Annotated in this window: 15 protein-coding genes and 3 tRNA genes; 14 read left to right on the top strand and 4 right to left on the bottom strand. The window is 69.2% G+C overall.

The features are described from left to right. Positions 1–244 precede the first annotated feature (244 nt). The 7 genes from LY12_RS18900 (at position 245) to LY12_RS18930 (ending at position 6,078) form a co-directional block, all read left to right on the top strand. Positions 245–3,019: a putative bifunctional diguanylate cyclase/phosphodiesterase gene (locus tag LY12_RS18900; protein WP_253858606.1), complete on the top strand. Its 2,775-nt coding sequence runs from the start codon at positions 245–247 to the stop codon at positions 3,017–3,019. 145 nt (positions 3,020–3,164) lie between these two features. Further along, positions 3,165–3,236, top strand: a tRNA-Thr gene (locus LY12_RS18905). Positions 3,237–3,446: 210 nt separating this feature from the next. Next, positions 3,447–3,520: transfer RNA gene (locus LY12_RS18910), tRNA-Met, on the top strand. A gap of 54 nt (positions 3,521–3,574) precedes the next feature. Then, positions 3,575–3,742: a 50S ribosomal protein L33 gene (gene rpmG / locus LY12_RS18915; protein WP_075848953.1), complete on the top strand. Its 168-nt coding sequence runs from the start codon at positions 3,575–3,577 to the stop codon at positions 3,740–3,742. 246 nt (positions 3,743–3,988) lie between these two features. Further along, positions 3,989–5,083, top strand: a complete 1,095-nt coding sequence (locus LY12_RS18920) for a S1 family peptidase (RefSeq protein WP_253858609.1) — start codon at positions 3,989–3,991, stop codon at positions 5,081–5,083. A 150-nt stretch (positions 5,084–5,233) separates the two neighbouring features. After that, a complete protein-coding gene (locus LY12_RS18925) occupies positions 5,234–5,683 on the top strand; it encodes a MaoC family dehydratase N-terminal domain-containing protein (RefSeq protein WP_253858612.1) in 450 nt (149 codons plus the stop codon). Beyond that, a complete protein-coding gene (locus tag LY12_RS18930; protein ID WP_253858614.1) occupies positions 5,680–6,078 on the top strand; it encodes a MaoC family dehydratase in 399 nt (132 codons plus the stop codon). The genes LY12_RS18925 and LY12_RS18930 overlap by 4 nt, the downstream gene beginning before the upstream one ends. A gap of 5 nt (positions 6,079–6,083) precedes the next feature. Here the strand turns inward: LY12_RS18930 and LY12_RS18935 are convergent, their stop codons facing one another. The 3 genes from LY12_RS18935 to LY12_RS18945 form a co-directional block, all read right to left on the bottom strand. Then, positions 6,084–7,046 (bottom strand): DUF1648 domain-containing protein, encoded by a 963-nt coding sequence (locus LY12_RS18935; RefSeq protein ID WP_253858616.1) that lies wholly within the window; start codon positions 7,044–7,046, stop codon positions 6,084–6,086. Continuing rightward, positions 7,043–7,393 (bottom strand): GntR family transcriptional regulator, encoded by a 351-nt coding sequence (locus LY12_RS18940; protein ID WP_253858619.1) that lies wholly within the window; start codon positions 7,391–7,393, stop codon positions 7,043–7,045. Before LY12_RS18940 ends, LY12_RS18935 begins: the two co-directional genes overlap by 4 nt. 445 nt (positions 7,394–7,838) lie before the next feature. Further along, positions 7,839–9,071, bottom strand: a complete 1,233-nt coding sequence (locus LY12_RS18945) for a pyridoxal phosphate-dependent aminotransferase (protein ID WP_253858622.1) — start codon at positions 9,069–9,071, stop codon at positions 7,839–7,841. 200 nt (positions 9,072–9,271) lie between these two features. Here LY12_RS18945 and LY12_RS18950 point away from each other — a divergent pair. From LY12_RS18950 to rplA, 5 genes are all read left to right on the top strand, one after another. Then, positions 9,272–9,344: transfer RNA gene (locus tag LY12_RS18950), tRNA-Trp, on the top strand. Between the two features lie 34 nt (positions 9,345–9,378). Continuing rightward, positions 9,379–9,813: a preprotein translocase subunit SecE gene (gene secE, locus LY12_RS18955; protein ID WP_253858625.1), complete on the top strand. Its 435-nt coding sequence runs from the start codon at positions 9,379–9,381 to the stop codon at positions 9,811–9,813. Positions 9,814–9,894: 81 nt separating this feature from the next. Next, positions 9,895–10,818 carry a transcription termination/antitermination protein NusG gene (nusG, locus tag LY12_RS18960; RefSeq protein ID WP_372493561.1) on the top strand — a complete coding sequence of 308 codons (924 nt, stop codon included), beginning with the start codon at positions 9,895–9,897 and terminating at the stop codon, positions 10,816–10,818. 89 nt (positions 10,819–10,907) lie between these two features. Then, a complete protein-coding gene (rplK, locus tag LY12_RS18965; RefSeq protein ID WP_253858628.1) occupies positions 10,908–11,342 on the top strand; it encodes a 50S ribosomal protein L11 in 435 nt (144 codons plus the stop codon). Between the two features lie 91 nt (positions 11,343–11,433). Next, a complete protein-coding gene (gene rplA, locus LY12_RS18970; protein ID WP_253858630.1) occupies positions 11,434–12,156 on the top strand; it encodes a 50S ribosomal protein L1 in 723 nt (240 codons plus the stop codon). 115 nt (positions 12,157–12,271) lie between these two features. Here rplA and LY12_RS18975 read toward each other — a convergent pair whose 3' ends face one another. Then, a complete protein-coding gene (locus LY12_RS18975; RefSeq protein WP_253858632.1) occupies positions 12,272–13,444 on the bottom strand; it encodes a hypothetical protein in 1,173 nt (390 codons plus the stop codon). Between the two features lie 320 nt (positions 13,445–13,764). Here LY12_RS18975 and rplJ point away from each other — a divergent pair, with 320 nt between their 5' ends. Both rplJ and rplL read left to right on the top strand, forming a co-directional pair. Continuing rightward, a complete protein-coding gene (rplJ, locus tag LY12_RS18980) occupies positions 13,765–14,310 on the top strand; it encodes a 50S ribosomal protein L10 (RefSeq protein WP_183646233.1) in 546 nt (181 codons plus the stop codon). A gap of 51 nt (positions 14,311–14,361) precedes the next feature. Then, complete coding sequence (gene rplL / locus LY12_RS18985; protein ID WP_183646230.1) at positions 14,362–14,754, top strand: 50S ribosomal protein L7/L12; 393 nt, start codon at positions 14,362–14,364, stop codon at positions 14,752–14,754. Positions 14,755–15,170 lie beyond the last annotated feature (416 nt).

Here is a 15,170-nt window from a genome sequence, read left to right on the forward strand (position 1 = left end):
CAACGGGTGAGCAGCGGCTGCTACTGGCCGCGACCGACGCCGATGCGGTATCACTCGCATGCGGTTAACGAAGCCTCACGTTCATGTCGGGCTCACGGCGAGTTGACCTGACGGTGGTCAAATCAGATGCTTTGTCCGTCGTGCGGGGTACGGTTTATGCCTCGTTAGCGGGCAGTTGCCGCCCGCTTCGGGGCATCCAGCCGACGAGTGAAACCGTGTGACGGTTACGGAAGGGGAAGGTGGCATGGGCCAGGCACGCCGCGCGCCCGCGGGCACGAGCGCGCAGGCAGGCGAGTCCGCCGGACCCGCCGCAGGCGAACCCGGCCGCGGGGACCGTTCCGGCTCCGCCGAACCGTCCCGTTCCGACGAACCGTCGCGGTCCGGTGAGCAGGCCCGTTCCGAATCCCCCGGGACGTCGACTGCGCCTGCGACGCGCGGGGACGAGTTCCGGTTCCGTCTCTACACCGCGTTCGTTCTGGCCGTCGGCATACTCGGCGCCGTCTCGGTCGCCGAGTGGCAGCCGTTCGAGGGCTCGGTGCACCTGTGGTGGATCGGCCCGCTGCTGGCGGCGTCGTTCCTGGCCGCCGAACAGCTCGGCGTCAACGTGGACGTGCGCAGCGGCATCTCGTGGACGATCTCCTTCACCGAGATACCGCTGGTCATCGGCTTCTTCGTCGCGCCGTTCGAAGTGGTGCTGGCCGCGCACGTCGTGGCCGGTGTCACGACCCTGCTCGCACGCCGCGTCACCGGACGTGTGCTGTACAACGCCGGTGCGTTCCTCATCGAGGTCACGAGCGCGTTCGCGATCGCCCACGTCGTGGCGGCCGCGCTCGGCCAGCCCGACGGCATGCCGTGGCCCGCGGCGCTGGCGGGCACGCTCGCCGCACCGCTGGCGAGCACGATCCTCGCGATGGCCGCGGTGCGCGTCCTGCGGCGGCGCATGCAGATCGGCACCGTCGTCCGTCTCGCCGCGCGCATCCTCGTCGTCGGCTTCGTCAATGCCTCCGCGGGCCTGACCGGCTACCTGGTCATCGAGGGCACGCCCGGAGCCTGGCCGATCGTCGTCGCCGTGAGCATCGGCCTCGTCGCGCTGTACTGGGCCTACTCCGACCTGCTGCGGGAGCAGCGCGACATGGAGGCGTTGTTCGACGTCAGCCTCATGGTCGCCCGCTCCGACCACCAGGTCGCCGCGCAGCCCGCAGGCAAACCCGGCGAACTCGAAACGGGCCTCGATCTCGACGAATGGCACAGCATCGCCGAGCGCATCAAGGACCAGCTCGCCGCGGGCCGGGTCGTGCTGCGCCTGCGCCTCGAACCCGACGAGCCGATGCACGTCCTCGTCGTCGGCGGTGACCTGCCGGACGAGCAGCTCCGGCCCGACGATCCGCTGCTGCGGCTGCCAGGCGCCAACGTGCGGCACTTCCGGCTCACCGACGGCAACGTCGCCGTCAGGGCCGCACTCGGCGCGCGCGGCGCCCAGGAAGCCCTCGTGGTTCCGCTGCGCAGCGGTAACCAGCTCCTCGGCCTCGTCGAGGCACACGACCGGCTGTCCCGCTGGCGGGGCTTCGGCAAGTACGACGTGCAGCTCCTCGGCACGATGGCCAGCCACCTCGCCACGGCGCTCGACAACCGGCGGCTACTCGCCACGCTGCGTCACGACGCGTACCACGATCCGCTCACGGGGCTGCTCAACCGGCCCGGCTTCCGCCAGATCGCCGCCGAGCCGCTGGCCGAGCGCGCCGACCCCGGCGCCCTCGCGCAGGGCAACGCCCAGCTGCAGGCCGCGGTGCTGCGCCTCGACCTCGACGTCTACTCCACCGTCAGCGACGCACTCGGTTACGCCTGGGCCGACCGCATGGTCGTCGCCGCGGGCCGCCGCATCCGCGACGTCCTCGGCCCCGAGGTTCCGCTGGCCCGGCTCGAAGGCGCGTCGTTCGCCGCGCTGCTGCTCGACCGGACCGCGGAGGAGACACACGCCGTCGCCGAACGGCTGCGTGCCGAATCCTCCGATCCCTACCCCGTCGAGAAGCTCAGCGTCGAAGCCAACGCCATGGTCGGCTACGCCTGCACCAACGTCGCGGGTGACGACGGCAACCCGCCCGACGTCGACGCGCTCCTGCAGCGTGCCGACGTCGCCGTGCGCGCCACCCGTGGCGGCGAGGAGGTCCGCGGCTACGTGCCGAGCATGGGCCAGATCTTCCTGCGCCGTTTCCAGCTGGTCACCCAGTTCCGGCAGGCGCTGGAGGACGGCCAGGTCAGCGTCCACTACCAGCCCAAGGTGTCGCTGCCGGACAAGAACGTCGTCGGCGTCGAAGCCCTCGTGCGGTGGGTGCACCCCGAGTTCGGCCGCGTCAACCCGGACGAGTTCGTCCCCGCGGTCGAAGCCACCGGGCTCGTCGGGGTGCTCACCTCGTTCGTGCTCGACCAGGCCCTCGACAGGGTGCGGCGGTGGCTCGACGAGGGCATCGAGATCTCCGTGGCCGTCAACCTGTCCGTGCGCAGCCTCGCCGACGAGGACTTCGCCCACCAGGTGGCCGACGCTCTCGCCCGGCACGGTGTCCCCGCGCGGCTGCTGACGTTCGAGATCACCGAGTCCGCGGTCATGGCCGACCCGCAGCGCGCGCTGCCGATCCTGGGCGAACTGCACGACCTGGGCATCGAACTCGCCGTCGACGACTTCGGCACCGGCTACTCGTCGCTGGCGTACCTGCGCAGGCTCCCGGTCGACCAGGTGAAGATCGACAAGAGCTTCGTGTTCGGCATGAGCAGCGACCTCGGTGACCTCGCCGTCGTCCGCTCCATCGTCGAGCTCGGCCACTCGCTCGGACTGTCCGTCGTCGCCGAGGGCGTCGAGGACGACTCGTCCCGCGACCAGCTCGAAGCCATGGGCTGCGACGTCGCACAGGGGTATCTGATCTCGCGGCCGCTGGCCGAGGACCGTCTCGAGGCGTGGCTGGTGGCCCGTACCGCGCGGTCCTCGGGGCATCGCGACGAGACGGTGCTGACCCTGCTGACCTGACGACCCGAACGAGGGGGCGTCTCCGGGCTGCTGACCTGACGTTTCGTCGGCGACGACGCGGAACGCCACCCCCGTGTTCGTGCCGCCACGGTCCTCGGGTACTCTATTCGAGGTTCGTTGAGCACACCTTCAGCTCAGTGACCATGCCCCTTTAGCTCAGTGGCAGAGCGTCTCCATGGTAAGGAGAAGGTCAACGGTTCGAACCCGTTAAGGGGCTCACGATCGGGAGTGGTCTGCCGACGGACTGCGTCGGTCTGAATTGCTCGCTGATCATCGTGAGGGCGTAGCCCTCACTCCCCACCCGGGGGCTTCGCCCCCGGACCTCCGGATCCGGAGTGTGCGGACGGGTTTGTGGTGCGGTTCTCGTGCGGGGCACGCCACAGGAACGTCCGGTTCGGCTGGGTTTGGGCTAGGTTGGGATTGGCAGGGCGGGGTAGCTCAGGTGGTTAGAGCACACGGCTCATAATCGTGGTGTCGCGGGTTCAAGTCCCGCCCCCGCTACTCGGACTACACGGCCACGGCGGTGGCCCACTCATCGTTGAAAGAGGAAAGACCGTGGCTTCTTCCACCGACGTTCGCCCGAAGATCACCCTCGCGTGCGAGGAGTGCAAGGACCGCAACTACATCACCAAGAAGAACCGGCGCAACAACCCGGACCGTCTTGAGATGAAGAAGTTCTGCCCCAAGTGCGGCACGCACCGCGCCCACAAGGAGACCCGCTGACCCCAGCGGCCCCGGGCCGACAGGCTTCGAACCGCCCTCGCCACACGGCGAGGGCGGTTTTTTGTGCCCGCTCGCGTCGGCCGGTTGTCACGGTCACGCACATCCTCACCGCCCGGCTTGTCACTTCTTGAGCAACCACGACGCCGGTGAGAAAGATCCCCTCGAAAGGACCTACCCGGAGACTAATCGTCAACTCAGACTCCTCGGTGACACATCCCAACCCTGCGGGAAAGTGAGTTGTCGGTCATGAACACGTCACGCAAGAGCGTCATCACCGCCGCCGCGGGTGCGTTGGCCCTGGGGTTGTTCGCCCCGGCCGCGTCCGCATCCGTCCCGGGTATCGAGGGCTACTCGGACGTCGTCGCCGATGAAGCGATCACCACACTGACGAGCGAACGCGGCATCAGCGAGACAGCCGCCGCGAACCTGCTGCAGACCCAGCAGGAGAGCGTCGAAACGCTCGACGAGCTCAGGTCCGCCATCTCCGGCGATCTCGTCGGCGAACACCTCGACGCGGCCGGCCAGCCGGTCGTCACCGTCGCCACGCAGGAGGCCGCCGCCACGGCCGAGGCCGCAGGCGTCGCCGCCGAGGTTGCCGAACACACCACCGAGGAACTCGACGCCGCGCGGGCCGAACTCGAATCGCTGCCCACCGTGGCGCACACCTCGCTCGGCCTCGATCCCACCGCGAACCAGCTCGTGCTGACCGTCGGTGAGAAGGCGGCCGACGACGCCGCGGGCAAGCTCACCGCGGCCGCGGCGAAACTGGGCGACACCGTGCGCGTCGAACACGTCGCGGGCGGTATGCAGCAGAGCATCTACAACGGCGAAGCCATCACCGGCGGCGGCAGCCGCTGCTCGGCGGGCTTCAACGTCAACGACGGCGCGCAGAACTACATCCTGGACGCAGGCCACTGCACCGGAGCCGTGTCGCAGTGGAACGTGGGCCCGTCGGTCGACGCCAGCTTCCCGGGTAACGACTACGGCCTCATCCGCAACGACACCGGCAGCGCACCCGGCGCCGTCACCCTGTGGAACGGTTCCACGCAGGCCATCACGTCGGCCGCAGACGCCACCGTTGGCCAGGACATCTGCAAGAGCGGTTCGACGACGCAGCTGACGTGCGGCACCGTCCAGGCGGTCGACGTCACCGTCAACTACGCCGAAGGTGCCGTCGACGGGCTGATCCAGACCTCCGCGAGGGTCGACTCCGGCGACTCGGGCGGCTGCCTGTTCTCCGGCAGCACCGGTGTCGGCATCACCTCCGGCATGGGCGGTGGCAGCTCCTACTTCCAGCCCGTCACCGAGGCCATGTCCGCCTACGGCATGTCCCTGAACTAAGCGATACTTCGTCAACTCTTCACGCCCCCAAGGGCACCTTAGTGGCGCTCAATGCAACCAAGGTGCCCTTGGGGGCGCTTCTGAACCCGGGTGCGGCCGGCCGGTTCAGTCCAGTGGGTGAAGAATTCACCGACCGGTAGAGTCTGCGCCGTGCCTTTGGATCCGTCATTCATCGGGCGTACGTATCCGCCCGAAACCACCTACGAGGTTGGGCGAGCCAAGATCGCCGAGTTCGCGCGCGCCATCGGTGACGACAACCCGCTGTACCGCGACGTCGACGCCGCCAAGGCCGCCGGACACGACGACGTCATCGCGCCGCCCACGTTCCTGACGGTCATCAACATCCGGGCCATCAACGAGGTTGTCGAGGATCCGGAACTCGGCCTCGACTACGACCGCATGGTGCACGGGGACCAGCGGTTCGTGCACCACCGCCCCGTGCGCGCCGGTGACCGGCTGCAGATCACCACGCACATCGACGACATCTTCGTCCGCGCGGGCAACGACTTCCTGTCGGTCCGCGCCGAGATCGCCACCGACGACGGCGAACTCGTGTGCACCACCCACGCCCAGCTCGTCGTCAGGGGGGAGCGGTCGTGAACGTCGGAGACGAACTGCCCGGGTTGACGGTGCAGGTCACCCGCGATCAGCTGGTGCGCTACGCCGGTGCGTCGCTGGACTTCAACCCGATCCACTGGAACGAACGGTTCGCCACCGAGGTCGGGCTGCCGAACGTCATCGCCCACGGCATGCTCACCATGGCGCTCGGCGGGCGCGTCGTCACCGACTGGCTCGGCGATCCCGGCCGCATGGTCGAGTACGGCGTGCGGTTCACCCGGCCGGTCGTCGTACCGGACGACGACGCGGGCGCCACGGTCGAGTTCACGGCGAAGGTGGCCGAGGTTCGCGACGACGGCACCGCCCGTGTCGACATCACGGCCAAGTTCGACGGCAAGACCGTGCTCGGCAAGGCCCAGGCGGTCGTGCGGGTGTGAACGCGTCAGGCGCGCTCGCGGGCGGCGAGTAGGTCGTTGACGAGTCCCGCCGCGTGCTCGGCGTCGTCGACGGTGGCCTTGACGACCTGCCCCGACGTCAGCGTGATGCTCAGGGTCTCGCCCGCGCGCACCTTGAAAGCCGTGTATCCGGGTCCCCGGCGCAGTCCGTAGCCGCCCGCGCTCGACATGTCCATCCGCTCGGTATTGGCCGACGTGATCTCGTCGAACGTCAGCGTGCGGTGGGGGAACCTGAACAGCCCGAGGGACAGCGCCACACCGGTCGCGTCGACGCGAACACGCACCCGGCACGTCGCGGCCATCGCGAGCACGACGACCAGCGCCGCCAATACGAGCGGCATCGCGCCGAGATCGGGGAGCGACACCTGCAGTATCGCGTACCCGAGCACCACGACGAGGCCGCCGAACGCCATCGGATAGTTGGTGCCGCCGCCGATCCACACCGCCCGTTCGCCGGTGCGCAGGCCCGCCGACGGCAGGTCGTGTCGCTCGGCGGGCACGTCCGCCGGTTCGGCGGGCGGTGCGACCAGCGTCGCGACCGCGCCGGCCGCGAGGCTCAGGCCCAGCGCCCACGCGATCGCCGCCCATGCCGGTCCCGCGTCGCGCCAGGACGCCGTGTCCAGCGCCGCGGACATCGAACCGGCCAGGACGCCCGCCGGTAGCGCCGCGAGCCACGCCGCGAAACCCACCCCGCTGCGCGGCACCGCCGAGCCCCGGCGCGTCGCCACGAGCACCGCGACCAGCGCTGCGACGGTGAGCGTGGCGCCGATGCCGAGGGTCGTGCCGGTGAGTGCGGTCAGCGTTGCCGACCGGTCAGGGCCGTCGGGGTCCCAATGGACCGCGACGACGTCCGGCAGCCGTGCCGACCAGGCGGCGTGCAGTGTCCAGGCGCCGGCGAGGGCGGCGAGTGGGACGACGCCGGTGGCGAGCGCGAGTCTCGTGGTCCTCATGTGAACTTCTCCTTCACGATCTCGGTGAGCTCGTCGAGGTCGACGCCCACACGACGTGCCTCGTCGGCCAGCTCTCCGGCCAGGGTGTTGAGCCGCGCGCGGGTGTCGGCGGCGCCGATGACAACCGCGCCGCGTCGGCGCCGCAGGTCGATCAGCCCTTCGTCGCGCAGGACACCGTAGGCGCGGAGCACGGTGTGCACGTTGATGTCCAGCGACGTCGCCACCTCCCGAGCGGGTGGCAGCTGCTGGCCCGACGAGAGCTCGCCCGCAGCCAGCGCACGCCGGACGGACGCGGCGACCTGTTCGAACAGGGGGGCCGTCGACGCCGGGTCGATGCGGATCAACATAGTTCTAACTGTACTAAAACAAATGCGGTTAGTGGGAGTGGTCGTCCGACATGGTGTCGACACGTCGATCCGCAGTACGTGCTCGGCGGGCACCGTGGCGTATCGGTGCTCGGACACGCGCCGCTGTCCGGTGGGGAAGCTGGTGTCCGGTGGGGAAGCGGAGTCGCCGTGCGGGTGCGGAGTCGTCGTGTGGGTGCGGCCGTGCAGCGCACGTCGGTGTCGATGCGGCGGTGGTTCGGTCGACCGGAATCTGCAAGACGGACCCCGGAGGGCACAACACGGACCCCGGAATCCGCAACACGGCGCCTGGGATCTGCAACACGGTGTGCGTGGGCGCTGGCGTCCCCGGGCAGAGAACGGCCCCTCGGAGGTGGTCGCTCCGAGGGGCCGTCGCTTGCTCCGCGCTCTGTTCGCCGCCGTTGCCTCGTGTCGCTACGTCGCGCTGCTACTTCGCCTCGGCGAGGAGGTTCGCCACGCGGTTCACGCCCTCGACGAGTTCGGTCTCGGCGAGCGCGTACGAGAAGCGGAAGTAGCCGGGCGTGCCGAACGCCTCGCCGGGCACGACCGCGACCTCCGCCTCGCGCAGGATCAGATCCGCCAGCGCGACCGTGTCCTCGGGCCGTTCGCCGCGGATCTCCTTGCCGAGTACCGCCTTCACCGACGGGTAGGCGTAGAACGCGCCCTCCGGGGTCGGGCACTCGACACCGGGGATGTCCGACAGCAGCGACACGATCTTCTTGCGCCGCGCGTCGAACGCCTCACGCATCGAGTGCACCGCCTCCAGCGGGCCGGCGACCGCGGCCTCGGCCGCGCGCTGGGCGACGTTGGAGACGTTGCCGCACAGGTGCGACTGGAAGCTCGAGGCGGCCTTGATCACGTCGTCGGGGCCGACGATCCAGCCGACGCGCCAGCCGGTCATCGAGTACGTCTTGGCGACGCCGTTGAGGATCAGGGTCTGATCGGCGAGCTGCGGGACGACCGCCGGCATCGACGCGGCCGTCACGCCGTCGTAGACCAGGTGCTCGTAGATCTCGTCGGTGACGACCCAGATGCCGTGCTCGAGCGCCCACTTGCCGATGGCCTCGACCTGTTCGCGCGGGTAGACGGCGCCGGTCGGGTTGGACGGCGAGTTGAACAGCAGCACCTTCGTGTTCTCGGTGCGTGCGGCCTCGAGCTGCTCGACCGTCACGAGGTAGCCGGTCGTCTCGTCGGCCGTGACCTGCACCGGGACGCCGCCGGCGAGCGTGATCGACTCGGGGTAGGTCGTCCAGTACGGAGCGGGCAGCAGTACCTCGTCGCCCGGGTCCAGCAGCGTCGCGAACGCCGAGTACACGGCCTGCTTGCCGCCGTTGGTCACGAGCACCTGGGCCGGGTCGCAGCGGAAGTCGGAGTCGCGCAGCGTCTTCTCGGCGATCGCCTCGCGGAGCTCGGGCAGACCGCCTGCGGCGGTGTAACCGTGGTTGACCCGCTCGCGGGTGGCCTTCGCCGCGGCCTCGACGATGTAGTCGGGCGTGGGGAAGTCCGGCTGCCCCGCGCCGAATCCGATCACCGGGCGACCCTCGGCCTTGAGAGCCTTCGCCTTCGCATCCACCGCGAGCGTCGCGGACGGCGTGATGCCCGCGATCCGCGCGGACACTCGGGAACGGGGACGGGCGGATGTGGTTCCAGGTGTGGCCATGACTACAGTTTTCCACGCGCCCGCGCGGCCCGTGTCACCTGGGCCGAAGGGGGCGCGAGGGGAGTGGTCGGCGGTGAAACGGGCCTCGGTTGCAGAGCGCGATCGGCCTTGCCGTAGACTACTGCACTTGGAACGTTCGACGGTTGTTCCTGCCCTCGTCCTCGCGATCGGATGGAGGCATGAACTGCGTGAACGTTCGAAGGGGTGTAGCTCAGTTGGTAGAGCAGCGGTCTCCAAAACCGCAGGTCGCAGGTTCGAGTCCTGTCGCCCCTGCGTTGATGTGTCAGGTTAGGCAGAGGAGTGGCTCGTGAGCGAGGACGGCGAGAAGGACCCGGGGGAGGGGCAGAAGAGCTCCGCCTCCCGTCCGAACACCGCCGCCGCTCGTCGCGAGCGGCGCGCCGCTGCCTCCGGCACGGGCAGTGACGCCAAGGCGGGCAAGTCCGCCCCCAAGGGGAAGGCGGGCACCGGGCCCGGCAAGGGCACCACCGCCGGCAAGGACCGGCCCACGCCGAAGCGGAGCGGCACGACAACAGAGAAGACCGAGAAGCATTCGCTCTTCGCCCGGATCGTGCGGTTCCTTCGCGAGGTCTGGGGTGAGCTGCGGAAGGTCATCTGGCCGACCCGCAAGCAGATGATCACCTACACCGGCGTGGTGCTGGTGTTCGTGGCCTTCATGATCGCCCTGGTCTACCTGCTCGACTTCGTCTTCCTCGAGGGAGTCGACTTCGTATTCGGCAACTAGCGCCGTGGCCAGGCCTCGCGGGTGGCGGGAGCGGATCGCCGCGCCTGTGATGACACACGCGATCAACTGAGAGGACGGAAAGTGACCTCCGAGAACGGCTCAGACGAGCAGGTGCTCGCGGCCACCGACGTGGACCCGGCCGAGGCCGCCGACACGCCCGCGCCGGCCGCCGAGACTGCAGAGGTCGACGAGCACGCGGAGGCCGGCACCGCCGACACGGCCGGTGCTGACGAGTCCGCCGGTGAGGCCGACGACAGCGCCGAGTCCGACGACGGCGCCGGCGCGGCCGAGGCATCCGACGACGCCGGCGTTCCGGCCGACGGCGCCGAACAGGCCGGAGCCACCGCGAGCGAGGCCGACGCGAGTGAACCCGAGGACCCGGTCGCCCAGCTGCGCGCCGAACTGAAATCGCTGCCCGGCGAGTGGTACGTCGTGCACTCGTACGCCGGCTACGAGAACCGCGTGAAGAACAACCTCGAGACCCGGCGGCAGACGCTGGACGTCGAGGACTACATCTTCCAGATCGAGGTGCCGACCGAAGAGGTCACCGAGATCAAGAACGGCCAGCGCAAGCAGGTGAACCGCAAGGTCCTGCCCGGCTACATCCTGGTCCGCATGGAGCTCACGGACGAGTCCTGGGGCGCCGTGCGCAACACGCCCGGTGTGACCGGCTTCGTCGGCGCCACGTCGCGTCCGTCGCCGATCACGCTGGACGAGGTGCTGAAGTTCCTCGCGCCGCAGGTCGAGAAGGAGGCGCCCGCGAAGGCCGCGAAGGGCGAGTCCGCCGCGCCGGACACGCAGGCCGCGCCGTCGTCGTCCGGCTCCGCGGTGCAGGTCGACTTCGAGGTCGGCGAATCGGTCACCGTCATGGACGGCCCGTTCGCGACGCTGCCCGCGACGATCAGCGAGGTCGACGCCGGCGGCCAGAAGTTGAAGGTCCTGGTTTCGATCTTCGGCCGCGAGACGCCGGTCGAGCTGTCGTTCAACCAGGTCTCCAAGATCTGACGGCCGCTCCCGCAGGTCGGGAGCACGCCGGAAGGCCCCCGCGCCACGGCAGGTGCGTGGGGAGAGTAACGCTGAACTAGGAAACGGAAATGCCACCCAAGAAGAAGAAGCTTGCAGCGATCATCAAGCTGCAGATCCAGGCGGGTGCCGCGAACCCGGCGCCCCCGGTCGGCCCCGCGCTCGGTCAGCACGGCGTCAACATCATGGAGTTCTGCAAGGCGTACAACGCGGCCACGGAGAACCAGCGTGGCAACGTCGTGCCGGTCGAGATCTCCGTGTTCGAGGACCGCTCGTTCGACTTCAAGCTCAAGACGCCGCCGGCGGCCAAGCTGCTGCTGAAGGCAGCGGGTGTCGACAAGGGCAGCGGTGAGCCGCACAAGAACAAGGTCGGCAAGGTCACGATGGACCAGATCCGCGAGATCGCCGAGACCAAGAAGACCGACCTCAACGCCTACGACGAGGACCAGGCCGCCAAGATCATCGCCGGTACCGCCCGGTCGATGGGCCTGAACGTCGTCGACTGAGTCGGCTACCCGCCTCACCCGAGGCGCACCGTGGCAGGGCCAGGCGCTGGCCCGCACCACAACTGATCCATTTCGCATGTAAGGACAGAGCATGACCAAGCGCAGCAAGGCCTACCGTCAGGCCGCCGAGCTCGTGGACCAGACCCGGCTGTACGCCCCGCTCGACGCGGTGAAGCTGGCCAAGGAGACGTCCGGCAAGAACAAGCTGGACGCCACGGTCGAGATCGCGATGCGGCTCGGCGTCGACCCCCGCAAGGCAGACCAGATGGTCCGCGGCACCGTGAACCTGCCGCACGGCACGGGTAAAACCGTCCGCGTCGCTGTTTTCGCCACCGGTGACAAGGCCGCAGAGGCCGAGGCCGCCGGTGCCGACGTGGTCGGTTCCGACGATCTGATCGAGCGCATCCAGGGTGGCTGGCTCGAGTTCGATGCCGCGATCGCGACCCCGGACCAGATGGCGAAGGTGGGCCGCGTGGCCCGCGTGCTGGGCCCGCGTGGCCTGATGCCGAACCCGAAGACGGGCACGGTGACGCCCGACGTCACCAAGGCCGTCAACGAGATCAAGGGCGGCAAGGTCAGCTTCCGCGTCGACAAGCAGTCGAACCTGCACCTGGCCATCGGCAAGGCGTCGTTCGACACCGAGAAGCTGGTCGAGAACTACGCCGCAGCCCTCGACGAGGTGCTGCGTGCGAAGCCGTCCGCCGCCAAGGGACGCTACGTCAAGAAGGTCACCTTCACGACGACCATGGGCCCGGGCATCCCGGTCGACCCGACGCGCACGCGCGACCTCCTCGCGGAGGACGCGAACGCCTGAGGCATCACCGGCACTTCAGCGCCGACACGGGGCGGCTCACCCATCGCGGGTGGGCCGCCCCGTTCGTGTGTGCACGGCGGGTGGGACAGCGTCGGCTGCGCAGATTGCGGAGACCTCAGTTACCCGGCTGCGGGGCCGAGCCCGACGGCTGCCGCTGTGACGGCGCGGCCTGTCCGGGGCACGTCTCCGGTCCGGGCTCGTGCCCGGTGATCAGCCACTGGTCGTGTTCCACCTTCTCCACGGTGAATACGCCCAGCGCGGGACCGCCGCTCACGGTGAACGAGCACGAATCGATCCGCTCGGTTGTCGACGTCGGCAGGTAGCCGCGCGGATAGATCGACTCGGCATAGTCGTTGACGTGCGTGACCTGCTTGTGCAGCGCGTTCACGGCCTGGCGGCAGTCGCCGGAGCCGAGGTTGTCGGCAAACCGCTGTTGCGTGGCCTCGTCGAACCGGCCGCACGCCTTGTCCGCATCGGGCAGGCCCGTGTCGGGATCAGCCTGTGCGATCGCGTCGTAGACCGAGCGCACCGCCGCGTACGGATTGTCGGCCAGTAGTTCGGTGGCGTGGTAGGAACCGCCGCCCCCGCGGGCGTACTCCTCGGTGGTCTGATCGCTGTCGCCGCTGCCGAAGAAGTGGTTGTAGGCCCAGGTCGCGGCCAGAGCCAGCAACAGGAACGCGACCAGCCAGGCGAGGAGTTTCTTGCCCAGCCAGGTCAGCCACCGCGGCGGCCGCCTGCGCGGTCGTTGTGCGGGCTCGGGCAGGCGGTCGCCCGTGCCGGCGAGCGCCGCGTGGTCGGCAGTGGTGTTCGACGGGGCCTGCGGCGGCGTGTACGGGGCGGGCGGGTACTGGGCGGACTGCGGCGAACCCGGTGCGACCGGTGTTCCTGGTGTGCCCGGCACGACCTCGCCACCCGGCTGCGGCTGTCCCGTCTGCTGGGCCTGCTGGAACTTGAGGAACTCCTGGAACTGCTGAAACTGCTGGAACTGCCGCAGCTGCTCGGAGTCGACGGACCCGTCAGGGGCGGCGGCCCCGTGGGTGTCGACCGAACCGGAGGCATCGGGCGTCCCGGCGGCCGCAGGCTGGATCGCCGTGCCGGATGGAGGAGTCGGCGCCGTGTCGGCAGAGTCCGGGGCTCCCGCGGTCCCCGCGGCGTCCGCACTGCCGGGTGCGGGCGCGTGGCCGGTCGGGTCCACACTGCCGGTGGGCTCCGCACTGCCGGAGGGGTCCGGGGAATCGCCGGTCCGGTCCGGTTCGCCGCCTGCCGGATCGGTTCGCTGTTCCGTCACGCGCCCATGATGCCTGCTCACGCTCCGCGTGCGGGAGCCGTGTGCCGACCCCGGGTGTCGGGGCCGTCGCGACGTGGGCGTATAGTCGTGCCCGGTTCTACCGAAGACCGCTGGTCTTCCCGGGGCTGTCTCGGGAACGAAGGTCCGCTGGATGGGCGGCGACCCGCGCAGGGAGGAACGAGGATCGCCACACGGGTACCCGTGTGTATCGACGCCCCGAGCCTGCTGCGCGGATTCCGCTGCGCGCGCCGGGGCGTTTCGTCGTTTCCAGGGCAGCTGTCGGGCAAGCCCGCGGTCACCAGCCAAGAGAGGAGGCGACCATGGCGAAGCCCGAAAAGGTGGAGGCAGTCGCCGAGATTGCGGAGTCCTTCCGCAACAGCTCGGCCACGGTCATCACCGAGTACTCCGGCCTCTCCGTGTCCCAGCTGGGTCAGCTGCGCCGCGCTCTCGGCTCCACCGTGAAGTACCGGGTCGCGAAGAACACGCTCACCAAGCGTGCCGCCGAAGAGGCGGGTGTCGAGGAGCTCAACGAGCTCTTCATCGGTCCCACCGCCATCGCCTTCATCGAAGGCGAGCCGGTCGAGGCCGCGAAGGCACTGAAGAACTTCGCGAAGGACAACAACGCGCTCGTCATCAAGGGCGGCTACATGGATGGCCGCACGATGAGCGTCAGCGAGATCAACCAGCTCGCCGACCTTGAGAGCCGCGATGTCCTGCTGTCCAAGGCCGCAGGTGCGTTCAAGGCCAAGCTGTCCGAGGCCGCGTCCCTGTTCCAGGCGCCGCTGTCGAAGATGGCCCGCGCCGCCGCCGCGCTCGAGGACAAGCAGAAGTCCGATTCCGGCTCCGCGTCCGACGCCGAGAGCTGACCGACACCACCCACCCGACTCCCGAGTCGCAAGCAAGGAAGGAACGCCACCATGGCGAAGATGAGCACGGACGAACTGCTCGACGCCTTCAAGGAGCTGACGCTGCTTGAGCTGTCCGAGTTCGTGACGAAGTTCGAGGAGACCTTCGACGTCACGGCCGCCGCCCCGGCCGCCCAGGTCGTGGCCGCCGCCCCGGGCGCCGACGCCGGTGCCGCCGCCGAGGAGGAGCAGGACGAGTTCGACGTCGTCCTCGAGGACGCCGGCGACAAGAAGATCCAGGTCATCAAGGTCGTCCGCGAGGTCATCTCCGGTCTGGGCCTGAAGGAGGCCAAGGAGCTCGTCGAGGGCGTCCCGAAGCCGCTGCTCGAGAAGGTCGACAAGGAGGCCGCCGAGGCCGCCAAGGCCAAGCTCGAGGAGGCCGGCGGCAAGGTCTCGCTCAAGTGATCTGACGCCTACGGGCGACGTGATTACGGCGAAAGCGGGCGGACATCCCACGGGGTGTCCGCCCGCTTTTTCATGTCTCCACCTACTGCCTTGGATGCCCCCAGGGGCACTTTGGTCGCGCTCAACGCAACCAAGGTGCCCCTGGGGGCTTTTCTCCGGGCGTTCGCCGGCGCGTGCGGTTTCGTATGTCGGAAGAATTGCGGGTCGAATTCGATCACGGCGGACACGGGGTGTGTCCATTCATCACATTCGAGGGTGTGGGTGGTCGTCGCGTCCGTACGGCGTGGGTTACCTTGCACATCCACATCACACGGTCTGTGTCGGGGATTACTCCGGGCGCGCGAACCTGATGTGAACTAGTGAGTAACTTATGCGGGCTTCGGTCGTTGCTCGTAGAAGGAAGACGCTGCGGACAT

The organism is Prauserella alba (assembly GCF_024171735.1).
Classification (GTDB): domain Bacteria; phylum Actinomycetota; class Actinomycetes; order Mycobacteriales; family Pseudonocardiaceae; genus Prauserella; species Prauserella alba.